The organism is Rhodopseudomonas palustris (genome assembly GCF_013415845.1).
GTDB classification, from domain to species: Bacteria; Pseudomonadota; Alphaproteobacteria; order Rhizobiales; family Xanthobacteraceae; genus Rhodopseudomonas; species Rhodopseudomonas palustris_F.
Map to the genome: position 1 here is coordinate 1,369,980 of NZ_CP058907.1, position 19,914 is coordinate 1,389,893.

At 64.5% G+C, this 19,914-nt stretch carries 23 protein-coding genes; 14 read left to right on the forward strand and 9 right to left on the reverse strand.

The features are described from left to right. The first annotated feature begins 53 nt into the window (after positions 1 to 53). A complete protein-coding gene (locus HZF03_RS06380) occupies positions 54 to 1,649 on the forward strand; it encodes an FAD-binding oxidoreductase (RefSeq protein WP_119019383.1) in 1,596 nt (531 codons plus the stop codon). On the opposite strand, the gene HZF03_RS06385 is transcribed toward HZF03_RS06380, so the two are convergent. Beyond that, a complete protein-coding gene (locus HZF03_RS06385) occupies positions 1,621 to 2,085 on the reverse strand; it encodes a hypothetical protein (protein WP_119019382.1) in 465 nt (154 codons plus the stop codon). The two genes, HZF03_RS06380 and HZF03_RS06385, sit on opposite strands and share 29 nt — an antisense overlap. A gap of 231 nt (positions 2,086 to 2,316) precedes the next feature. Between HZF03_RS06385 and sciP the strand changes: the two genes are divergently transcribed. From sciP to flbD, 6 genes are all read left to right on the forward strand, one after another. After that, positions 2,317 to 2,592, forward strand: coding sequence for a CtrA inhibitor SciP (gene sciP / locus HZF03_RS06390; protein ID WP_011156827.1), 276 nt, complete (start codon positions 2,317 to 2,319; stop codon positions 2,590 to 2,592). Positions 2,593 to 2,791: 199 nt separating this feature from the next. Next, positions 2,792 to 4,408, forward strand: coding sequence for a flagellar basal-body MS-ring/collar protein FliF (gene fliF / locus HZF03_RS06395; RefSeq protein ID WP_119019381.1), 1,617 nt, complete (start codon positions 2,792 to 2,794; stop codon positions 4,406 to 4,408). 6 nt (positions 4,409 to 4,414) lie between these two features. Then, a complete protein-coding gene (gene fliG / locus HZF03_RS06400; protein WP_011156829.1) occupies positions 4,415 to 5,503 on the forward strand; it encodes a flagellar motor switch protein FliG in 1,089 nt (362 codons plus the stop codon). Beyond that, entirely contained in the window at positions 5,503 to 6,129 is a 627-nt protein-coding gene (locus tag HZF03_RS06405) for a FliH/SctL family protein (protein WP_012494936.1), read from the forward strand. Before fliG ends, HZF03_RS06405 begins: the two co-directional genes overlap by 1 nt. Positions 6,130 to 6,146: 17 nt before the next feature. Then, entirely contained in the window at positions 6,147 to 6,494 is a 348-nt protein-coding gene (fliN, locus tag HZF03_RS06410; RefSeq protein WP_011156831.1) for a flagellar motor switch protein FliN, read from the forward strand. Between the two features lie 47 nt (positions 6,495 to 6,541). Next, the gene (gene flbD / locus HZF03_RS06415) at positions 6,542 to 7,921 is read left to right on the forward strand and encodes a sigma-54-dependent transcriptional regulator FlbD (RefSeq protein ID WP_012494937.1); all 1,380 of its coding nucleotides are present in this window, start codon (positions 6,542 to 6,544) and stop codon (positions 7,919 to 7,921) included. 370 nt (positions 7,922 to 8,291) lie between these two features. On the opposite strand, the gene HZF03_RS06420 is transcribed toward flbD, so the two are convergent. From HZF03_RS06420 to HZF03_RS06430, 3 genes are all read right to left on the reverse strand, one after another. Next, positions 8,292 to 8,438 carry a hypothetical protein gene (locus tag HZF03_RS06420; RefSeq protein ID WP_165858154.1) on the reverse strand — a complete coding sequence of 49 codons (147 nt, stop codon included), beginning with the start codon at positions 8,436 to 8,438 and terminating at the stop codon, positions 8,292 to 8,294. Between the two features lie 63 nt (positions 8,439 to 8,501). Continuing rightward, positions 8,502 to 8,780 (reverse strand): DUF1488 family protein, encoded by a 279-nt coding sequence (locus tag HZF03_RS06425; protein WP_011156834.1) that lies wholly within the window; start codon positions 8,778 to 8,780, stop codon positions 8,502 to 8,504. A gap of 37 nt (positions 8,781 to 8,817) precedes the next feature. After that, positions 8,818 to 9,087, reverse strand: a complete 270-nt coding sequence (locus HZF03_RS06430) for a hypothetical protein (protein ID WP_042441404.1) — start codon at positions 9,085 to 9,087, stop codon at positions 8,818 to 8,820. 228 nt (positions 9,088 to 9,315) lie between these two features. On the opposite strand from HZF03_RS06430, the gene HZF03_RS06435 reads away from it, so the two are divergent. Together HZF03_RS06435 and HZF03_RS06440 are read left to right on the forward strand one after the other, a co-directional pair. Continuing rightward, complete coding sequence (locus HZF03_RS06435) at positions 9,316 to 10,143, forward strand: transglutaminase-like domain-containing protein (RefSeq protein WP_119019380.1); 828 nt, start codon at positions 9,316 to 9,318, stop codon at positions 10,141 to 10,143. Positions 10,144 to 10,274: 131 nt separating this feature from the next. Continuing rightward, the gene (locus HZF03_RS06440) at positions 10,275 to 11,384 is read left to right on the forward strand and encodes an ATP-dependent DNA helicase (protein ID WP_011156837.1); all 1,110 of its coding nucleotides are present in this window, start codon (positions 10,275 to 10,277) and stop codon (positions 11,382 to 11,384) included. 150 nt (positions 11,385 to 11,534) lie between these two features. On the opposite strand, the gene HZF03_RS06445 is transcribed toward HZF03_RS06440, so the two are convergent. Beyond that, positions 11,535 to 12,230, reverse strand: a complete 696-nt coding sequence (locus HZF03_RS06445) for a class I SAM-dependent methyltransferase (RefSeq protein ID WP_119019379.1) — start codon at positions 12,228 to 12,230, stop codon at positions 11,535 to 11,537. A 282-nt stretch (positions 12,231 to 12,512) separates the two neighbouring features. Here HZF03_RS06445 and HZF03_RS06450 point away from each other — a divergent pair, with 282 nt between their 5' ends. Next, on the forward strand, positions 12,513 to 13,040 hold the full coding sequence (locus HZF03_RS06450) for a Dps family protein (RefSeq protein ID WP_042440862.1): 528 nt from the start codon (positions 12,513 to 12,515) through the stop codon (positions 13,038 to 13,040). A 262-nt stretch (positions 13,041 to 13,302) separates the two neighbouring features. Here HZF03_RS06450 and HZF03_RS06455 read toward each other — a convergent pair whose 3' ends face one another. Both HZF03_RS06455 and carA read right to left on the reverse strand, forming a co-directional pair. Further along, positions 13,303 to 13,827, reverse strand: coding sequence for a hypothetical protein (locus tag HZF03_RS06455; protein WP_119019378.1), 525 nt, complete (start codon positions 13,825 to 13,827; stop codon positions 13,303 to 13,305). A gap of 232 nt (positions 13,828 to 14,059) precedes the next feature. Continuing rightward, entirely contained in the window at positions 14,060 to 15,253 is a 1,194-nt protein-coding gene (carA, locus tag HZF03_RS06460) for a glutamine-hydrolyzing carbamoyl-phosphate synthase small subunit (protein ID WP_119019377.1), read from the reverse strand. A gap of 148 nt (positions 15,254 to 15,401) precedes the next feature. Here carA and HZF03_RS06465 point away from each other — a divergent pair, with 148 nt between their 5' ends. The 3 genes from HZF03_RS06465 to HZF03_RS06475 all read left to right on the forward strand — a co-directional run bounded on the left by HZF03_RS06465 (position 15,402) and on the right by HZF03_RS06475 (position 18,153). Next, positions 15,402 to 16,106, forward strand: coding sequence for an alpha/beta fold hydrolase (locus HZF03_RS06465; protein WP_119019376.1), 705 nt, complete (start codon positions 15,402 to 15,404; stop codon positions 16,104 to 16,106). A gap of 157 nt (positions 16,107 to 16,263) precedes the next feature. Further along, a complete protein-coding gene (locus HZF03_RS06470; protein WP_119019375.1) occupies positions 16,264 to 16,719 on the forward strand; it encodes a GatB/YqeY domain-containing protein in 456 nt (151 codons plus the stop codon). Between the two features lie 585 nt (positions 16,720 to 17,304). Further along, on the forward strand, positions 17,305 to 18,153 hold the full coding sequence (locus tag HZF03_RS06475; protein ID WP_119019374.1) for a DUF2189 domain-containing protein: 849 nt from the start codon (positions 17,305 to 17,307) through the stop codon (positions 18,151 to 18,153). Between the two features lie 113 nt (positions 18,154 to 18,266). Here HZF03_RS06475 and HZF03_RS06480 read toward each other — a convergent pair whose 3' ends face one another. Both HZF03_RS06480 and HZF03_RS06485 read right to left on the reverse strand, forming a co-directional pair. Continuing rightward, positions 18,267 to 18,740, reverse strand: a complete 474-nt coding sequence (locus tag HZF03_RS06480) for an SRPBCC family protein (protein WP_119019373.1) — start codon at positions 18,738 to 18,740, stop codon at positions 18,267 to 18,269. Next, complete coding sequence (locus HZF03_RS06485) at positions 18,733 to 19,047, reverse strand: ArsR/SmtB family transcription factor (RefSeq protein ID WP_011156846.1); 315 nt, start codon at positions 19,045 to 19,047, stop codon at positions 18,733 to 18,735. Before HZF03_RS06485 ends, HZF03_RS06480 begins: the two co-directional genes overlap by 8 nt. Before the next feature lie 128 nt (positions 19,048 to 19,175). Between HZF03_RS06485 and HZF03_RS06490 the strand changes: the two genes are divergently transcribed. Continuing rightward, entirely contained in the window at positions 19,176 to 19,793 is a 618-nt protein-coding gene (locus tag HZF03_RS06490; RefSeq protein WP_011156847.1) for a LysE family translocator, read from the forward strand. Positions 19,794 to 19,914: the final 121 nt, after the last annotated feature.

The following is a 19,914-nucleotide window of genomic DNA, read 5'->3' on the forward strand; positions in this document are numbered from 1 at the left end:
CGCCGATCGGCGCGGCATCGGTACCTCGCCGACGAACAACGGGGAGGTCGACGATGGGCGCGCGGCTGAAGCATTACGGCTGGGGTCGGGAAGGCGAGGGGATGACCGAGGCCGAGCAGACTTTCGTGCTTGGCCGCTACAAAGCGAAGTTCGGTCGCGACAGCTTCGATACCGTCGAGGTCGCGCACCTCGACGACATCAAGCTGCGCGAACCGCGGATCGTGCCGCCGAAATCACTGTCGGAAATCTGCGCGGTTGACGTCTATCAACGTGCTGCCCACGCCTACGGCAAGTCCTATCCGGACTACGTCCGTGGCATGCTCGGCGACTACGACGCGGCGCCCGACGTCGTTGCCTATCCGCGTGACGAGGCCGAGATCGCCGCGGTGATGGACTGGGCCGGCGGTGCCGGTGCAGCGCTGACGCCGTTCGGCGGCGGCTCGTCGGTGTGTGGCGGCGTCGAATGCCGGGTCGACGGCAGCCCCTACAAGGCGGCGGTAACGCTCGACTTGCGCCATCTCGGCAAGGTGCTGGAGGTCGACGCCACCTCGCGCGCGGCGCTGATCCAGGGTGGTGCTTACGGCCCTGCGCTCGAGGGGCAGCTCAAGCCGCACAATGTCACGCTGCGGCACTTTCCGCAGAGCTTCGAATATTCGACGCTCGGCGGCTGGATCGCGACCCGCTCCGGCGGTCACTACGCCAGCCTCTATACGCATATCGATGATTTCGTCGAAAGCGTCCGCGTGGTGACGCCGCGCGGCGTGCTCGAGACGCGGCGGCTGCCCGGCTCCGGCGCAGGGCCGAGTCCGGACCGGATGTTTATCGGCTCGGAAGGCATCCTCGGCGTGATCTCGGCAGCGTGGATGCGGCTGCAATCGCGCCCCAGGTTTCGCGCCGGCGCCTCGGTGCGCTTCCCGTCCTTCTTCGCCGCGGCGCGCGCGGTTCGGGCGGTGGCGCAGGCTGGCCTCTATCCCTCGAACTGCCGCATCCTCGATCCGCAGGAGGCGTACAACACCGGCGCCGCCGACGGCAGCGTGTCCATCATGGTGCTGGCGTTCGAGAGCGGCGACCATCCGGTCGAGCCGTGGATGGCGCGGGCGCTCGAGTGCTGCGCCGATCACGGCGGTATCAGGGAAGAGGCAGAGGCCTCGTCAGGACATCTCGAAGGCGCCGCCGGGCTGTGGCGCAACGCCTTCATCCGGATGCCTTATGCACGCGAATTCCTCACCCCCGCCGGGCTGATCAACGACACTTTCGAGACGTCGATTACCTGGGAGCGGTTCGAGAGCTTCCACGACAGCGTCAAGACCGCGACCGAACAGGCGATCCTCGATGCGACCGGGATCAAGGGCGAAGTCACCTGCCGCTTCACCCACGTGTATCCGGATGGGCCGGCGCCGTACTTCTCGTTTCATGCGCTCGGCCGGCACGGAGAGCTGCTCGAGCAATGGCAGGCGATCAAGGATGCGGCGAGTGACGCGCTGATCGCGGCGGGTGGTACCATCACCCATCACCACGCGGTGGGGCGCGATCATCGCAAATGGTACGATCGCCAGCGGCCGGACTTGTTCGCCGCCGCGTTGCGCGCCGCCAAGCGCGAGCTCGACCCGCAGGCGATGCTCAATCCGGGAGTGCTGATCGATCCGTAGCGCGGCGCTGCGGCGTCCCCGGCGCGGGTGGCGGCAGCATGGCGTTGCCGTCCGGCAGCAGATCTGTGGCGCGGCGGCGCGGCAGGTCGACCCGGGCTTCGACGAATTCCGGCGGGCCTTCGACCAGCCGCGCGATTCGCCGGTCGCGTTCTTCGAGCGGCGCTTCGGGATCGATCAGCGCGTGAATCTGTGACGCGGCGAGTTCGACGGCACGGTCCGGCGCGATCGTCAGCGGCGGCCGTGCCCCCGGCGCGATGCTGAGCCCCAGTTGCACCAGACGCCCGAGCGCTTCGGTCCGCGACAGCAGCCGGCTGGTTGCCCACTGATCGACGGCTGCGAGCGTGGCGTCGTCGAGTGCGACCGCATGCAAGCTGTCGCACGCAATCACGGGTGAGTTGGTGGTTGGCTTCGTTGCCGGCGCGCTGTCGTCACTCATGTTGTCAGCACTAGACGATCGATCGCTGCTTCGAAAGCCGAACCTTCGGTTTGGCGGCCCACCACGTAATCACAGCAGGCCGGGCATTTTGAGGCGTTCGGGACGGCTGCCATTCGTTACCGCTTTACTAACACCAACCTGAACAATCCTGCGGCTCGCTTAGGCAAATTTTAAGCCGGCGCGCTTAGGTTAATTGTGTGAGTTGAGTGCTTTGCGAGTTGTGAGTACGCCATGACAGAGCCCCACCGCCCGAGGGTAAAATACGTGATCGGGCCCGATGGAAGCCCATTGACGATCGCGGACCTGCCTGCACCCGGCACCAAGCGCTGGGTCATTCGCCGGAAGGCCGAAGTCGTCGCTGCCGTCCGCGGCGGTCTGCTCTCCCTCGAGGAGGCGTGCAGCCGATACACGCTGACCGTGGACGAATTCCTGTCCTGGCAGTTCTCGATCGACCATCACGGCCTAGCCGGCCTGCGCACCACCCGAATCCAGCAATATCGCCAGTAAACAAATCCTTTCCAGGTTTTGACGTTTTGACGAAAGCCGGCCCCGTTTCGGGAAGCCGGCTTTCAGCATTTTCAAGGGTTTTTGCAGTCCGTTAAGACTCGTTAACCATATCGAAACCATCCCATAGGCAAGATTTGCCTAGCCGTGCGGGGAGGCTGAGCCCGCCGGTCGGTCGTGCTGCGCATCCGAGGGGCGTTTCTTGCAGAATCTGTTGGGTTTTCTCAAAGGCTTGGGAGCCGCCCGGCTGATGGCGATGATTGCCGTCACGGTTGCGCTGGTGGGATTCTTCGCCTTTGTCATCATGCGGGTGTCGCAGCCGCAGATGACGACCCTCTATACGGATCTCAGCGTCGAGGACTCCTCCAGCATCATCAAGGAGCTGGAGCGCCAGGGCATTCCGTTCGAGATGCGCAACGACGGCGCCATTCTGATGGTGCCGAAGGACAAAGTGACGCGGCTGCGGATGAAGCTCGCCGAAGGCGGCCTCCCGAAGGGCGGCGGCGTCGGCTACGAGATCTTCGACAAGTCGGATGCGCTCGGCACCACCAGCTTCGTTCAGAACATCAATCATCTGCGCGCGCTCGAAGGCGAGCTGTCACGCACCATCCGGGCGATCGACCGGGTGCAGGCGGCGCGCGTGCATCTGGTGCTGCCGGAGCGTCCGTTGTTCTCCCGCGAGGCGCCGGAGCCGTCGGCCTCGATCGTGCTGCGCGTGCGCGGGGCGCTTGAGCCGCAGCAGGTGCGCGCCATCCGTCATCTCGTCGCCTCCGCCGTTAACGGCCTGAAGCCGCAGCGGGTCTCGATCGTCGACGAGGCCGGCCAGCTGCTGGCGGACGGCTCCGCCAGCGGCGAGCAGGTCGAAGGCGCCACCAGCGACGAGCGCCGTGCCGCGTTCGAAAAGCGGATGCGCAATCAGATCGAGGGCATCGTCTCCTCGGTGGTCGGCTCCGGCCGCGCCCGCGTCCAGGTCTCCGCCGACTTCGACTACAACAAGATCACCCAGACCTCCGACAAATTCGACCCCGAAGGCCGGGTGCTGCGGTCGAGCCAGACCCGCGAAGAATCCGCCGCGACTTCGGCGGCGGACGGCCAGGTCACCGTCAACAACGAGCTGCCCGGCGCGAACCAGGGCCAGGGTGCCGGCGCGCGCGACGTCAGCAAGAAGTCGGAAGAGACCAACAATTACGAGATCTCCCGCGTCACCAAGACCGAGGTCACCGAGGCCGGCCGCGTCAACCGGCTGTCGGTCGCGGTGCTGGTCGACGGCGCCTACACCAGGAACGACAAGGGCGAGCTGGTCTATGCAGAACGGCCTAAGGAGCAGCTCGACCGCATCGCCGCGCTGGTGCGCTCGGCCATCGGCTTCGACCAGAAGCGCGGCGACCAGATCGAAGTGGTCAACCTGAAGTTCGCCGAGGCGCCGCAGGTCGAGAAGCTGCCGGAGCCGGCCGGGCTGATGGGGATGTTCCAATTCACCAAGGACGACATCATGAACATGATCCAGCTTGGGGTGATGTTCCTGCTCGGATTGGTGGTCCTGTTCATGGTGATCCGCCCGCTGGTGAAGCGCATCCTCGCCGCCGAGCCGGCGCCGGAAGCAGCCGGCGGCCTGCCGGCGCTGGCCGACGGCACCGTGCCGCAGATCGGTGCCGATGGTCAGCCGGTGCCGGCCAGCGTGCCCAGCATGATCGATATCGCCCAGGTGCAAGGCCAGGTTCACGCCCAGTCCGTGCATCGGGTCGGCGAACTCGCAGAACGCAATCCCAACGAAACCGCCGCCATTATTCGTCAATGGCTGGCCGAACCCGCAACCTAATCCGCCATGGCCGACGCGCCCGTCCCAGCAACCAGTCAGGATGACATCGCCTCCGTCGTCGCGACGTTGGCGCAACGTCAGAGCGGCCGTGCGCCCAGCAAGCCGCTCAGCGGGCCGAAGCGCGCCGCCATCCTGATGCTCGCGCTCGGCGAACAGTACGGTGGCAAGATCTGGAGCCTGCTCGACGACGAGGAAGTGCGCGAACTGTCGATGACGATGTCGACGCTCGGCACCATCGAGCCGGAAACGGTCGAGGATCTGCTGCTCGAATTCGTGTCGCGGATGTCGGCATCCGGTGCGCTGATGGGCAACTACGACGCCACAGAGCGGCTGCTGCAGAAATATCTGCCGGCCGACCGCGTCACCGGCATCATGGAAGAAATACGCGGCCCCGCTGGCCGCAACATGTGGGAGAAGCTGTCCAACGTCTCCGAAGAGGTGCTCGCCAACTATCTTAAGAACGAGTACCCGCAGACCACCGCCGTGGTGCTGTCGAAGCTCAAGCCCGAGCACGCCGCCAAGGTGCTGGCAATTCTGCCGGAAGACATGGCGCTCGACGTCATCAACCGCATGCTGCGGATGGAAGCGGTGCAGAAGGAAGTGATCGAGAGCGTCGAAAAGACGTTGCGCTCCGAATTCATGTCGAACCTGTCGCAGACCCGCCGCCGCGACGCCCATGAGGTGATGGCGGAAATCTTCAACAATTTCGACCGTCAGACCGAGACCCGCTTCATCACCTCGCTGGAAGAGGACAACCGCGAGTCCGCCGAGCGCATCAAGGCGCTGATGTTCACCTTCGACGATCTGGTCAAGCTCGATGCCGGCTCGGCCCAGACCCTGATGCGCAACATCGACAAGGACAAGCTGGCGATCGCGCTCAAGAGCGCCAACGAAGAGGTCCGCGGCTTCTTCCTCGGCAATATGTCGTCGCGCGCCGGCAAGATGCTGATGGACGATATGGCCGCGCTCGGTCCGGTGCGGCTGCGCGACGTCGACGAGGCGCAGGCGCTGCTCGTCAACCTTGCCAAGGATCTCGCCGCCAAGGGCGAGATCGTGCTGACCAAGAACCGCGCCGACGACGAACTGGTGTACTGATGGCCGCTCCCGCACAGAAATTCCTGTTCAACGACGATTTCGGGGCACCTGAGAAAACCCGCGAGAAGGCGATCGCTGCAGCCGAGCTGGCGCAGGCCGTCGCCGCCGCCGAGCAGCGCGGCTATCAGAACGGATTTGCCGCCGGCCAGAACGAAGCCCTGGTCGAGGCGCAGCGGCGCAGCGCGATGGCGCTGGAGCAGGTCGCGCAGGCGATGCACGTGATCGCCAGCGGCATCGGCGGCGTTGAAACCCGGATGGAGACCGAAGCGGTCGAAGTCGCGATTGCCGCGGCACGCAAACTCTGCGGCGAACTGATCGCCGCCGAGCCGCTGGCCGAGATCACCGCGCTGGTCGGTGATTGTTTCCGCCATCTGGTGGCGACGCCGCATCTGGTGGTGCGGATCAACGACTCTCTTTATGAGGCCGCGCGCGAGCGTATCGAATTGCTCGCCAAGCAGAGTGGCTTCGCCGGACGTCTGGTGCTGCTGGCCGATCCGGAAATCGCCGGCGGCGACTGCAAGATCGAATGGGCCGACGGGGGCGTGGTGCTGGAGCGCGCCACGGTCGAAGCCAAGATCGACGAATTGGTGGGCCGCTACATGGCATCGCGCAACAGCGGCCGATGAGAAAAGGAAGATGAGACATGGGCGATAATGACGGCCAGGTGCCGCTTCCCGACCTCAATGGTGCCGATGCCCCCCCGCTGGCCGACGTCGGCTATCAGGAAGACGAACAGATTTCGCGCGTCGCCGCCGATCTCGAAGCGGTGTTCGACGTGCCGGTGCAGGTGTCGGCCGTGCTCGGCCGATCGAAAATGGACGTCGGCGAGCTGCTCAAGCTCGGACCCGGCGCAGTGCTGGAGCTCGATCGCCGCGTCGGCGAGGCGATCGATATTTATGTGAACAACCGCCTGGTGGCACGCGGCGAAGTCGTGCTGGTCGAGGACAAGCTCGGCGTCACCATGACGGAAATCATCAAGGCGGACACCTAAACGCGAAGCGCGCGGGACTCGCGCGGCAGGAGATCTAGGAGCAATTCATGCGGCTTCTCATCGTCGGCACCTTGAAGGGCCAGCTCACCACCGCGACCAAGATCGCGATCGATAACGGCGCGTCGGTCACCCACGCGGCCGACAACGAACAGGCGATGCGGGTACTGCGCGGCGGCAAGGGCGCCGACCTGCTGCTGGCCGATGTCGCGCTCGATATCCGCGATCTGGTGATGCGGCTCGAAGCCGAGCACATCCACGTGCCGATCGTCGCCTGCGGCATCGCCTCCGATGCCCGCGCTGCGGTCGCCGCGATCCACGCCGGTGCCAAGGAGTACATCCCGCTGCCGCCGGATCCGGAGCTGATTGCCGCGGTGCTGGCGGCGGTGGCCAACGATAGCCGCGAGCTGGTGTATCGCGACGAGGCGATGGCCAAGGTCGTGAAGCTGGCGCAGCAGATCGCCGGCTCCGAAGCTTCCGTGATGATCACCGGCGAGTCCGGCACCGGCAAGGAAGTGCTGGCGCGCTACGTCCACAGCCGTTCCAATCGCGCCAAGAAGCCGTTCATCAGCATCAACTGCGCGGCGATCCCCGAGCACCTCTTGGAATCCGAACTGTTCGGCCACGAGAAGGGCGCCTTCACCGGCGCAGTGGCGCGCCGTATCGGCAAGTTCGAGGAAGCCAGCGGCGGTACGCTGCTGCTCGACGAAATTTCAGAGATGGACGTGCGGCTGCAGTCCAAGCTGCTGCGTGCCATCCAGGAGCGGGTGATCGACCGCGTCGGCGGCAAGAGCCCGGTGCCGGTCGACATCCGCATCCTTGCCACCTCGAACCGCAATCTGGCCGAAGCGGTGCGCGAAGGCACGTTCCGCGAAGACCTGCTGTTCCGACTCAATGTCGTTAATCTGAAGATCCCGCCGCTGCGCGAGCGGCCGGCCGACATTCTCGAACTGGCGCAGCACTTCGCCAAGAAATATGCCGATGCCAATGGCGTGCCGCTGCGGCCGCTGTCAGCCGAAGCGCGCCGCGTGCTCACCACCAATCGCTGGCCGGGCAACGTCCGCGAACTCGAAAACACCATCCACCGCGCGGTGCTGATGGCGCAGGGCGACGAGATCGGCCCCGAAGCGATCATCACGCCGGACGGTGACCGGCTCGATCAGACCAAGACGCCGCCGGCGGTGGCGCATGCCACCTTCGCGGCCGAGCAGGTCACCCGCGCGCTGGTCGGCCGCACCGTGGCGGATGTCGAACGCGATCTGATCCTGGAGACGTTGAAGCACTGCCTCGGCAACCGCACCCACGCTGCCAACATCCTCGGCATTTCGATCCGAACGCTGCGCAACAAACTCAATGAATATGCCGACGGCGGCCTCCCGATCCCGCCCGCCGGCGGCGGTGAGCCGCGCGCCTTCGTGCAGATGGGTTGATCGCCATCTTCGTCTTTCCGCGACCCTGAAGAGAGCCCTCCGGCCCCCTCTGGAAGGTCTCTCCTCCGCCCCTCCTCCTGAAAGGAGGTGGGGCGGAGAGGGGCTATTTGGCAGCAAAGAGTAGCTTCATCCGCTGTCATTCCGAGCGCGAGCGCGAGCTCGCGACCCCGGAATCCCGAGCTTGTTATCACTCACGCGCACCGCACATCGAGATTCCGGGTTCGCTCACTTCGTGAGCTCCCCGAAGTGACCGGAAATTAGTTCTTTCATCAAATATCAAGATCGAAAGGCGCGTCGCCCGGCGACGCAAGGCACCTCCATCCGCGGCCGGCTCCCTCGCCCGCTTTTGCGGGAAGAGGTTGAATTAGCCTCACGAATATTTCGGAGCGTCGGGATTGCGGAAGATGCGGATTGGATCGCCCGGGGTGAGCTTCGGCGCGGTCAGCATCGCATAGGCGTACAGCGCCAGATAGGCGCAGGCGAGTGCGCCCACCCCATACAGAATCCAAGTCGCCACACGCCGCATCTCGTTCATCCTCCGCCTGCGGAAGATGGCGATCTGGCCGTCAGAGTCAAATCGTCAGCTACGAAAATCCAGTCGCCGCAGGATGATCCCCGGAGGCCGGCCTTCCATCTCCGCGTTGGCGAATTTGCGTTCGGCGCAGCTCTCGATGCTGGCGCGCAGCCGCATGAACTGTTGCTCTCGTTGGGCTGGTGGGGTCCGCTTCGCCCCGTCGAGAAAGTCCATCGCGTCGGAACTGATCGCGCAGGGCACTTCGGTCAGATCGTTGATCATCGAAAACAGCACCACGGAGCGGTCCTCATCGTAACCGCGAAAGCTGCCGCTGGTAAAACTCATGGTGGATCATCCTCGTGTTGCGGGCGGCCCGCGCGGTTCAGGCCCGGCTGGTGCTGCTGTCGGCTTGTCGCGCGTCTCGCAGCGCGTCCGGTTCGATCGTGAGCATTTCTACCGCGGATTGGCGCGGCGGCGCGCAGGGCACCGTGATCATCGTCGCGACACGGCGGAACACCGGGAACGACAGGCCCTCGATCAGTTCTTCGTCGGTGATGACGTCGTAAGCGCCCGCCGGCAACTCGCGATCGATGCCGCGGAGTCGAAATGGATGAGCGAAGACGATCGTTTCGCGGCGCGTTCGGGTGGTCATGGACGCCTCCTTCGGGCCGCTGCGTCCTATCATCGGCCGTGTCGTTTTACGCAGCGATGACCGATGATGATGCTGCGCCTTTTCCTGCGCGATAGCCATCGAATTCGTCGTAAGTGGCTCGTTTGGTCCGCAACAGCTTGTTTTTAGGCCCTCGAGTGCCATTTAGGGAAAGCAGCCGGCGATCAGTTCCGATCAAGCCCACGGCGCGATAGTGGAGACCGCCAACCCATGAAGCTCCGCGTCGGCTATGAGATGATCTACGATTTCCCGCAACCGACGCCGATGATCGTGGTGCTCGGCACGCATTTCAGTCGGGCCTCCGACATCATCGTTCCGGATTTTCTCACTGTCGAGCCGCCAGTGCAGATCACGCCGTATCGCGACATGTTCGGCAATTGGTGCAGCCGCCTAGTGGCACCTGCGGGCCGGATGCGGCTTGCCGCCGACGGGATCGTGCGCGACAGCGGAATCCCGGATCCGGTGGTGCCGACGGCGACTCAACATGCCATCGAAGATCTGCCGGCCGACAGCATCGTCTATCTGCTCGGCAGCCGCTATTGCGAGACCGACCTGCTGTCCGACACCGCATGGAAGATGTTCGAGACCACGACGCCGGGCTGGCCGCGGGTGCAGGCGATCTGCGATTTCGTGCACAACCATATCAAGTTCGATTACCAGCACGCCCGCGCCACTCGCACCGCGCATGAAGCGTTCGACGAGGGCCGCGGCGTGTGCCGCGACTATGCTCATCTGGCGATCGCGCTGTGTCGCTGCATGAACATTCCGGCGCGCTACTGCACCGGCTATCTGGGCGACGTCGGCACGCCGAAGCCGTGGGCCGCGGGCGATTTCGCCGGCTGGTTCGAAGCGTTCATCGGCGGCCACTGGTACACGTTCGATCCGCGGAACAATGTGCCGCGGCTCGGCCGCGTGCTGATCGCGCAGGGCCGCGACGCCGCCGACGTGCCGATCACCCAGACCTTCGGCCCCAACACCCTGGTCAGCTTCAAAGTGTGGACCGACGAAATCGACGAGACCGCCGACCGTTCGCACTGACACTGTTCCGGTGACGCCTTTCGTGCCGTCGGCACCGAGCCCGGTTCCGATTCAATCGGAGCCGGATTTGCTTTAGCTTGCCGGAACCGAATCGCCGCGGGTCCGCCCGCGTGGTCCGCCCGCGAGATCCCATGACCACCTTCACCCCTGTTCAGGACGAGGCGCTGAAAGCCGTCGGCGCCTGGCTCAAGGCCAAGCCCGGCCGCAACGGCACGCCGCTGGTGTTCCGGCTGTTCGGCTACGCCGGCACCGGCAAGACCACGCTGGCGCGCGAGATCGCCGAGGGCGTGTCGGGCGAGGTGAAGTTCGCCGCCTTCACCGGCAAGGCCGCTTTGGTGATGCGCAACAAGGGCTGCGACGACGCTTCGACCATCCATTCGCTGATCTATCGCACCAAGGAGAGCGGCGTCGAGCAGCCGAGTTTTGAGCTGTGGGACGACGCGCCGGCTTCGAAAGCCAAGCTGATCGTGATCGACGAGTGCTCGATGGTCGACGAAGAACTCGGCCGCGATCTGATGTCGTTCGACTGTCCGCTCTTGGTGCTCGGCGATCCGGCGCAGCTGCCGCCAATCCAGGGCGGCGGCTTCTTCACCAATGCCGAGCCCGACGTGATGCTCACCGAAGTGCATCGCCAGGCGCAGGACGATCCGATCGTGCGGCTGTCGATGGACGTGCGCGAGGGCAGGGCGCTCGAACGCGGTCGCTATGGCGAGACCGAAGTGGTGACGCGCGATCAGCTTGATCCGCAGCGTGTGATGGACGCCGATCAGGTGCTGGTCGGCCGCAACAACACCCGCCGCGCCTACAATGCGCGCTTCCGCCAGCGACTGAACATCGAGGACCCGTTTCCGGTCGGTGGCGACAAGCTGGTTTGCCTGCGCAACAACCGCAAGAAGGCGCTATTCAATGGCGGGCTGTGGCGGGTGAAGTCGCGCTCGCCGATCAAGACCAAGATCATCACCATGCGGGTGACGCCCGATGAGGATTTCGGCGGCCGGCTGACCAAGGTCTCGGTCCGCAACGAGTGCTTCGCCGGCGGCATCGAGGACATCTCGTGGGATCAGCGCAAGCCCTATGACGAGTTCGACTACGGCTATGTGCTCACGGTGCACAAGAGCCAGGGCTCGCAATGGGATGACGTCGTGCTGTTCGACGAGAGCTTCGCGTTTCAGGACAGCCGCGCCCGCTGGCTCTACACTGGCATCACCCGCGCTGCGAAACGGCTCAGCGTGGTGGTGTAGGGGCGATTTCGCTCGACCTCTCTGCCTGTCATTCCGGGGCGCGAGCGATCAGCTCGCGAACCCGGAATTTGACGCGCATAATAACTTCGGGATTCCGGGTTCCCTCGCGGTGCGAGCGCCCCGGAATGACGTGCTGGCAGGACCGAAAAACTACTCAGCCTTCCGCGCCACGAAAGTCATCCGCCACGGGTTGTGGCCGATGTTGCGCTCGGCGCGGCGAGCGGTGAAGCCGGCGGCGTTCAGCTTGGCCAGCATCTCGGCCTCGCTGTAGCGCTGCAGGCCGATCTTCGTGCGCAGCTCGCGGTAGTCGGACAGCGCAGTCCGGGCTAGGCCCCACAGCGCATCCTTCATGAAGTCGTGACGGCGGGCCATCAACAGCAACGACAGCACGTCGCGCGTCATCCCGACCTCGGGGCGCAGAATATCGCCGACCACCAAGCTGCCGGGCGGCGACAGCAGCCTCCGGATCACCGCCAACGCCTGGTCGAGCTCGGCCGGCTTCATGTATTGCGCCACTGAATTCATCACCACCAGATCGACCGAACCGTCAGCCATGGTGCGCAGATCATCGAGCGACCGCACCCTGATCTTGGTGTTGAGTGCGTAGCGGGCGATCAGCCGGCCGCGTACGCCGGGGGCGGGTTCGGCCAGGATCAGCTTGCCGCAGGCCTCTGCGACGGTGGTCGCCGACAGCGCCTCGCCGCAGGAATAGTCCAGCACCACCGCGCCGGGGGAGGGGATGTAGCTGATTATGTCCCGGGCGATCTCGGCAAAATGCACGTCGCGATGGCGCTTGCTGACATAGATCGTGTGGGTGGAGTCGTAATAATCGATCCAGTCGTCCATCCCTTGACCCCGAAACACCCGCCGAACCAGGCCGAACGCGGCCAAATCAGGGCCGATCGGTGCAGTACTGCTGTCTTTGCATGGCTGTTCCATGAATGGAACGCCACCGGACGCAGCGCGTTGATGAGGGGTCTAACGTGTTTCGCGGGAAACACCAATGCACAGCCGAAACATCCAAGACGAGCTTTTCGGGACCGGCTTGGATCGACCGGGCCGCGGCCGCCCCGCCTGACCGTTGCATCCACCCCTAGCCGTCAACCGCATCACCGCAGGATTCTCATCGTGACCAAAGCAAAATCCGGCTCCGTCGCCCCCGAACTCGACACCCCGACCGACCTGCCGCCGCAGTCGGTGGAGAAGATCTCGACCGCGCTGAACGGTCTGCTCGCCGATTCCTTCGCGCTGTATCTGAAGACCAAGAATTTCCATTGGCACATCAGTGGTCGTCATTTCCGCGACTATCATCTGCTGCTCGACGAGCAGTCGGCGCAGATCCTGGCCACCACCGACGATCTCGCCGAGCGCGTCCGTAAGGTCGGCGGCACCACGCTGCGCTCGATCGGCCATATCTCCAAGCTCCAGAGCATCCAGGACAATAACGACGACTACGTCCCGCCGCGCGAGATGCTGCGCGAGCTGATGAACGACAACAAGAAGGTTGCCGCCGCGATGCGCAAGGCGCACGAGATCGTCGACGAGTGCAAAGACGCCGCCAGCGCCGGCTTGCTCGAGAACTTCATCGACGAAACCGAGAAGCGCACTTGGTTCCTGTTCGAAGCCACCCGCCAGGAAGGCGCCAACGAGGCGTAGGCGACGCGGGCTGTACAAGAGGCTCTCATTGAAGAGTTTATGAGAGAGACTCCCCCAAGCACAGCGACCTCCCTCTCCCCGCCCTTAGCGGGGAGAGGGGTGGGGTAAGGGGCGAAGCAGGCACTGCGCTGCGGCTTCGACCGAGCCCTTAGACTGTCGACTCCCTGGAGACGCTCCCTCACCCGGATTGCTGCGCAATCCGACCTCTCCCCGCGCGAGGGGAGAGGTGAAGACGCGCACCTGGGATGAGAGCACTGCGAAGCTACTTCAGCCATAGCTTCCGCAGTGGTCCATCGGCCCCGTACACCGGATCAGTCTTTGGCAGGGCTACCTGCGGAATGGTCTGTAACGCGCGCCGATAATTGGCGGGCGTGGGCCGCGTCACCTGCATCTTCGGCCCCTGCGGATAGGCGCCGACCACCGAGAAATCGTGGCTGGCGAACAGGCATTTGTGGCCGGTGCCTGCGGGCAGCACGGCGATGTCGCCGGGTGTCAATTCGATCGCTTCGCCTTGTTCGCCGCCGAACAGCACCATTGCCCGGCCGCGTGCGACGCCGAGCGCCTCATGCACGGTGGCATGATAATGGTGGTAATCGAAAATGCCGTTGCGCCAGCGGTCTCCCCAGCCATTTTGCTCGAACAGCTCCTCGATCGCCTGCTCCGGCTCACGGCCCGAAACATCGATAGCGCGCTTGTACAGCAGCAGCGGCAGCGGTGTGTTCGGGATCAGCCCGTCGTCGTCGAACACCAACTCAAGCGGTTTGATCTGGTCGCGGGCAAGCGACATGGCGTCTCCGGCGCGTGCAGGGAAGGATCATCGGCTCGCTGAGATAACGTGACGCCGCGCCGGGCGTTCCCGTGTTCGTCACTCGCCTAATACACGTCATTCCGGGGCGCGCCGATAGGCGCGAACCCGGAATCCAGACGTGACTGTGCCCAAATCAGATTCCGGGTTTGCGAGCTACGCTCGCGCCCCGGAATGACAAGTTGAGAAGATGATATGAGTAAGGCCGCCGCGACTACGCGGCGGCTTTCTTCGCGCGCATCAGATCGGTGAAGCGGCGGAACAGATAGTGCGAGTCCTGCGGACCGGGCGATGCCTCGGGGTGGTACTGCACCGAGAACACCGGCTTGTCGGCCAGCGCGATGCCGCAGTTGCTGTCATCGAACAGCGAGATGTGGGTCTGCTGCACATTGGCCGGCAGCGTCGATTTGTCGACCGCGAAGCCGTGGTTCATTGAGGTGATCTCGACCTTGCCGGTGGTGAGATCCTTGACCGGATGATTGGCGCCGTGGTGACCCTGATGCATCTTCACGGTCTTGCCGCCGAGCGCGAGGCCGAGCATCTGGTGTCCGAGGCAGATGCCGAAGGTCGGCACGCCAGTCTCGATCACCTTCCGAATCACCGGCACCGCGTATTTGCCGGTCGCGGCCGGATCGCCCGGGCCGTTCGACAGGAACACACCGTCCGGCTTCATCGCCAGGATGTCTTCGGCCGAAGTGGTGGCGGGCACGACGGTGACCTTGCAGCCTTCGCCGGCCAGCAGCCGCAGGATGTTGCGCTTGATGCCGTAGTCAATCGCGACGACGTTGAACTCGGGCTTGTCCTGCCGTCCGAAGCTCTCGCCCCACGCCCAAGGCGTCTCGTCCCAGGTGAAGCGCTGGGCCGAGGTGACCATCGGCACCAGGTCCATGCCTTCCAGGCCGGGCCACTCGCGGGCCTCTTCCTTCAGCGCGTGCAGGTCGAACTCGCCGGTGGGCGAATGCGCGATCACCGCATTGGGCATGCCCTTGCTGCGGATCAGCGCAGTCAGAGCACGGGTGTCGATGCCCGACAGGCCGATGATGCCGCGAGCCTTCAGCCAGGCGTCGAGATGGCGCGACGAGCGATAGTTCGACGGGGCGGTGATGGCGCTGCGCAGGATCACGCCCCGTGCGCCCGGCGTCGCCGCCATGTTCACCGTCTCGATATCCTCGTCGTTGGTGCCGACGTTGCCGATATGCGGGAAGGTGAAGGTGATGAGCTGCCCGGCGTAGGACGGATCGGTGAGGATCTCCTCGTAGCCGGTCATGGCAGTGTTGAAGCAGACCTCGCCAACGGCGTGGCCCTCTGCGCCGAGGCCGAAGCCTTCGAACACGGTGCCATCGGCAAGCACGAGCAGCGCGGTCGGCTTGTGGTCCGGCCAAGCGGGATGGGATGCTGAATTGGTCATGAGCGCACTACATAGTCGCGGGCGTTGCCGACGTCAAAGCGCCGAACCCCTCCAACTGTTCGCTTTTGGACGAGATTTGACAGGGAATTTGGCTGTCCTAGGCTCCCTGGCGGGCGCAGGGGCAGAATCGTGCGTGGGGAGAGCTTGAATGGACACATCATTGCCGGTGGTGCTGGTGCCCGGTTTGGCGGGCTCGCCGCGGATCTACGCCCCGATCTTCCCGGCGCTATGGGCGTGCGGCTCGCCGGTGACCGTCGCCAACCATATCTGCGACGACAGCATGGCGGCGATCGCCCGGCGGATTCTTGCCGAAGCCCCGTCACGGTTCGCGCTCGCCGGGCATTCGATGGGGGGCTACATCGCGTTCGAGATCATGCGTCAGGCGCCCGACCGGGTCGCCAAGCTGGCGCTGATCAACACCCAGGCCCGGCCCGATAGCCCGGAGGCCACCGAACGCCGCACCCGGCAAATCGGAGAAGCGGAGGCCGGCCGGCTGCATGCGGTGCTGGACGAGCTGTACCCCGGCTTCGTGCATCCGTCGCGCCGCGATGACGCCGCGCTGCGGACCGTCGTTCATGAGATGGGCGATGACGTCGGCGCTGCCGGCTTTGTCCGCCAGCAGCGGGCGATCATTGCCCGCACAGACTCGCGCCACACCGTGGGGACGATCGGTTGCCCGACCCTGGTGATTTCCGGCGACACCGACACCACCATTCCGAACAGCCTTTCGCGGGAAATGGCCGACGGCATCACCGGGGCGAAGCTGGTGATCATTCCCGATTGTGGCCACCTGCCGCAGATCGAGCAGCCCGCCGCGACCGCTGCCGCGCTGGCGGACTGGCTGCGGAACTGAGTTGTCTGAGGCTACCGAAGCGCCTACATCAGCGGCAGATTTGCCATTTTCGTCATCGTGAGCCGAAGGCGAAGCAATCCAGGCTCTTTTCGCGGCCTCTGGATTGCTTCGTCGCTTCGCTCCTCGCAATGACGCATCGAATACGAAGGAGCCCGACATGCTGCGCGACGACATCAACAACGCCGTGAAAGAGGCGATGAAGGCCAAGGACGAGCGCAAGCTGTCGACGCTGCGGATGGTGAATTCGACCATCAAGAACGCCGACATCGAAGCCCGCGGGCAGGGCAAGCCGCCTTTGAGCGATGGCGATCTGCTCAGCCTGCTGCAGAAGATGATCAAGCAGCGCCAGGAATCGGTCGAGCTTTATGACAAGGGCGGCCGCGCCGAGCTCGCCGATCAGGAACGCGCCGAGATCGCCGTGATCCAGGCCTACCTGCCGCAGCAGATGTCCGACGACGAGGTGAAGGCCGCGATCGCCGCCACCATCAGCGAAACCGGCGCTGCGCGCATCAAGGACATGGGCAAGGTGATCGGTGCCCTGAAGGCGAAGTACGCCGGCCAGATGGACTTCGGTAAGGCCAGCGGCATGGTGAAGGCAGCGTTGACGGGTTAATCGCGCGCTGACGTTCGCGCGATCCTTTCGTCCTTCATTCCGGGGCGCCGCGGAGTGGCGAACCCGGAATCTCGACGTGATCCTGCGTGACGGCCGCCGCGCACCCCGTTGCGCCTTTCTTCGCGAAAACTGCAAGATTCCGGGATCGCGGTCGCTCGCGAACCCGGAATGACTGATCAAACTCAATGCCCCATCGCCGGCTTGTCGCTGCGGAGGGAGAGCGCCAGCGGGATCATGGCCGCGGCGATCAGGCCGAGCGCGACGAAGACGTCGAGATAGGCCAACAAGCGATCTCGGCGCACCGCTTGCACAGCCGTTCACGACGGTGTGAAGCGGGGCCTGCCAGCCTGCCGAACAACGGCGATGTGTAGGTGCGGCTGCGGAAACGCGTCCAAACGACCCGCTGAGTGGCTGGTTTTGCGCGTGTTGCGGCGCGAATTAGTTGTGCGATGCGGCGGGAACTAATCGATATGCATGGCTCTTAGCGATCGGCTGCTACCAAGTTGATTGACGGTCGTTGCGCTTCGCGCCTTAATACGCGTAACTAATAATGAACAATGCCCCACGAACCAGGGAGGAGCGACTATGTCGATCTCCGGTAAGGTTGATCCCGTGGTGCGGCCGATTGCGATCGGAGACATCGCGGAAGCGTTGGGTCAGGGCCTGCGCGATTTCCAAGCCGCGCCTCTGTACGGGCTGGCGTTCGGTGCGTTCTATGCGGCGGGCGGATTGTTGATCCTCGCCTGTCTCACTGCCTTCCACATGGTGTATCTGGCCTATCCGCTCGGGGCGGGCTTTGCGCTGATCGGGCCGTTCGTCGCGCTCGGCCTGTACGAGGTCAGCCGGCAGCGTGAGGCCGGCAAGCGGCCGTCTTTGCTGCAGATCGTCGGCCTGATGCGAAGCCGCAGCGAGCTTGGCTGGATGGCGTTCGTGACGCTGTTCCTCTTCGTCATCTGGATGTACCAGGTCCGTCTGCTGATCGCGCTATTCCTTGGCGTCGGCGCGTCGTTCGGCAGCCTGCAGGAGTTCATCTCGGCGGTGCTCACCACCAACGAGGGGCTGGTGTTCCTGGCTGTCGGCAATTGCGTTGGCGCCTGTCTGGCCCTGGTGCTGTTCTCGTTGACGGCGGTATCGTTCCCGCTGCTGCTCGATCGGGACGTCGATTTCGTCACCGCGATGGTGACCAGCGTCCGCGCGGTGGTGAAGAGCCCGCTGCCCATGATCGGATGGGCCGCCACCATCGTGGTCTTGCTGGCGATCTCAGCGCTGCCTTATTTCCTCGGGCTGGTGGTGACGTTGCCGGTGCTCGGTCATGCCACCTGGCACCTGTATCGCAAGATCGTTGCGCCGGTCGCGGCTGAACTTCCCGACACCGCCGATACCGAGGCGAGCAACAACGTCGTGGCGATGCCCAAGCGCGCCGCGACAGGCTGAAGCCTAGCTAGAGACGGTTGATGGCCGGGACAGGCCCGGCCACGACGGCTCCGTGAGGAAACTAAGCTGTTTCCGGACAAGCTTTGCCGCAGGCAATGTGACCCGGTTACGGCTTACACATGAGCGGATTCCGCCGCCGCGTGCGACTGCGGAGCGAATGGTAGCGGCTGGCCGGTTTCCAAAATGCTCTTCAGGCTCGCCAGCACCATCGGCCAACCGAAACTGATGCTCGGCAGCGTCGCGCTGCCTTGGGTGAAGTTTTGGTGCGTGACCGTGAGCTTGACGAGGTCGCCTTGCGGTTCGATCTCGTAGGTCACGCGTGACGGTTTTTCCTGGCGCATCCCCGGATCCCACACCGAGACCCAATCGTACGCGAGCCGATGCGGCGGATCAGACTCCACGATAGTGCAGCGGTTCTTGATCTCGCCGCCGCGCTCCATCGTCATTTCGGAGCCGACGGTCCAGTCCGAGCGCAGCGTGCAGTCCATCCAGTAGCGCCGGGTGAAATCGGCGTCGGTCAAGGCGTGCCACAACCGGTCTGGCGTGGTGCGGATATAGGTGACGTAGGCGAATTCCGGCTTACTCATCGCGCGTCTCCAGTTTGCGTTTCAGATCGCTGAGGGCGGCGAGCCGGCCGCGCTCGAATTTCCTGATCCAGCGTTCGCCGATCTCATGGATCGGCATCGGGTTCAGGTAGTGGAGCTTCTCGCGGCCGTGTTTGACCGTGGCGACCAGATTGGCCGCTTCGAGAATCGCAAGGTGCTTGGTCACGGCTTGCCGCGTCATCGCGAGGCCGTCGCAGAGATCGCTCAGCGTCTGCCCGTTGCGGGCGTGGAGCCGGTCCAAAAGGGCGCGCCGCGAACCATCTGCCAGCGCTTTGAAGACCTCATCCATGGCGGCGATAATAGGCAACCAAAAGGTTGCGTGTCAACACCGACCATCGACGCGGCCTTTTCGCCAGTCGTCGCAGTCGCGCAGGGCTGGTAACGTCTCGGTGGAATCGTTGCGTGAATGGGAATGCCATGTCTCTCGAAATGTACCTGACCTTCGTCACCGCCTGCATCGTGCTCGCTCTGCTGCCAGGGCCGGTGGTGACGCTGGTGATCGCCAACGGCCTGCGTCACGGCACACGTGCCGCGTTGCTCAATATCGCCGGCGCGCAGCTCGGGCTCGGTCTGGTGATCGCGCTGGTCGCTGCAGGGCTGACCACGTTGATGGCGACGATGGGATATTGGTTCGACTGGGTACGGTTTCTCGGCGCGGCGTATCTTGTCTGGCTCGGCATCGGTCTGATCCGCAGGCCGGTCGAAGGTCTGTCGACCGATCAGCCGCCGCCTCCGCCGCGCGGCGGCTTCTTCCTGCAGGGCTTCTTCGTGCTGCTGGCGAATCCGAAGGTGCTGGTATTCTTCGGCGCGTTCATCCCGCAGTTCGTCGACATGCAGCGCGAGACGGTGCCGCAGGTGGCGCTGCTCGGCGTCACCTTCATGGTGATCGCGGCGATGACAGATGCGATCTACGCGCTGCTCGCCGGCCGCGCCCGCACGATGTTCTCGGCCCAGCGCACGCGGCTGCTGTCGCGGATCTCCGGCGGCTTCATGATCGGCGGCGGCATCTGGCTGGCGCTCAGCCGGGCGAAGTAAGGCGCGGCCTTGCCGTCATTGCGCGGAGGCGAAGCCGACGAAGCAATCCAGCTACCGGGTACTCGGCGCATCTGGATTGCTTTGCCTTCTGCTCGCATTGACGCAGAGATTTGCGATAGCG

Coding starts and splice junctions, on each gene's coding strand:
- HZF03_RS06380 (WP_119019383.1), top strand. CDS start 54: ATGGGCGCGCGGCTGAAGCATTACGGCTGGGGTCGGGAAGGCGAGGGG.
- HZF03_RS06385 (WP_119019382.1), bottom strand. CDS start 2,085: ATGAGTGACGACAGCGCGCCGGCAACGAAGCCAACCACCAACTCACCC.
- sciP (WP_011156827.1), top strand. CDS start 2,317: ATGACAGAGCCCCACCGCCCGAGGGTAAAATACGTGATCGGGCCCGAT.
- fliG (WP_011156829.1), top strand. CDS start 4,415: ATGGCCGACGCGCCCGTCCCAGCAACCAGTCAGGATGACATCGCCTCC.
- HZF03_RS06405 (WP_012494936.1), top strand. CDS start 5,503: ATGGCCGCTCCCGCACAGAAATTCCTGTTCAACGACGATTTCGGGGCA.
- fliN (WP_011156831.1), top strand. CDS start 6,147: ATGGGCGATAATGACGGCCAGGTGCCGCTTCCCGACCTCAATGGTGCC.
- flbD (WP_012494937.1), top strand. CDS start 6,542: ATGCGGCTTCTCATCGTCGGCACCTTGAAGGGCCAGCTCACCACCGCG.
- HZF03_RS06425 (WP_011156834.1), bottom strand. CDS start 8,780: ATGAGTTTTACCAGCGGCAGCTTTCGCGGTTACGATGAGGACCGCTCC.
- HZF03_RS06430 (WP_042441404.1), bottom strand. CDS start 9,087: ATGACCACCCGAACGCGCCGCGAAACGATCGTCTTCGCTCATCCATTT.
- HZF03_RS06435 (WP_119019380.1), top strand. CDS start 9,316: ATGAAGCTCCGCGTCGGCTATGAGATGATCTACGATTTCCCGCAACCG.
- HZF03_RS06440 (WP_011156837.1), top strand. CDS start 10,275: ATGACCACCTTCACCCCTGTTCAGGACGAGGCGCTGAAAGCCGTCGGC.
- HZF03_RS06445 (WP_119019379.1), bottom strand. CDS start 12,230: ATGGACGACTGGATCGATTATTACGACTCCACCCACACGATCTATGTC.
- HZF03_RS06455 (WP_119019378.1), bottom strand. CDS start 13,827: ATGTCGCTTGCCCGCGACCAGATCAAACCGCTTGAGTTGGTGTTCGAC.
- carA (WP_119019377.1), bottom strand. CDS start 15,253: ATGACCAATTCAGCATCCCATCCCGCTTGGCCGGACCACAAGCCGACC.
- HZF03_RS06465 (WP_119019376.1), top strand. CDS start 15,402: ATGGACACATCATTGCCGGTGGTGCTGGTGCCCGGTTTGGCGGGCTCG.
- HZF03_RS06470 (WP_119019375.1), top strand. CDS start 16,264: ATGCTGCGCGACGACATCAACAACGCCGTGAAAGAGGCGATGAAGGCC.
- HZF03_RS06475 (WP_119019374.1), top strand. CDS start 17,305: ATGTCGATCTCCGGTAAGGTTGATCCCGTGGTGCGGCCGATTGCGATC.
- HZF03_RS06480 (WP_119019373.1), bottom strand. CDS start 18,740: ATGAGTAAGCCGGAATTCGCCTACGTCACCTATATCCGCACCACGCCA.
- HZF03_RS06485 (WP_011156846.1), bottom strand. CDS start 19,047: ATGGATGAGGTCTTCAAAGCGCTGGCAGATGGTTCGCGGCGCGCCCTT.
- HZF03_RS06490 (WP_011156847.1), top strand. CDS start 19,176: ATGTCTCTCGAAATGTACCTGACCTTCGTCACCGCCTGCATCGTGCTC.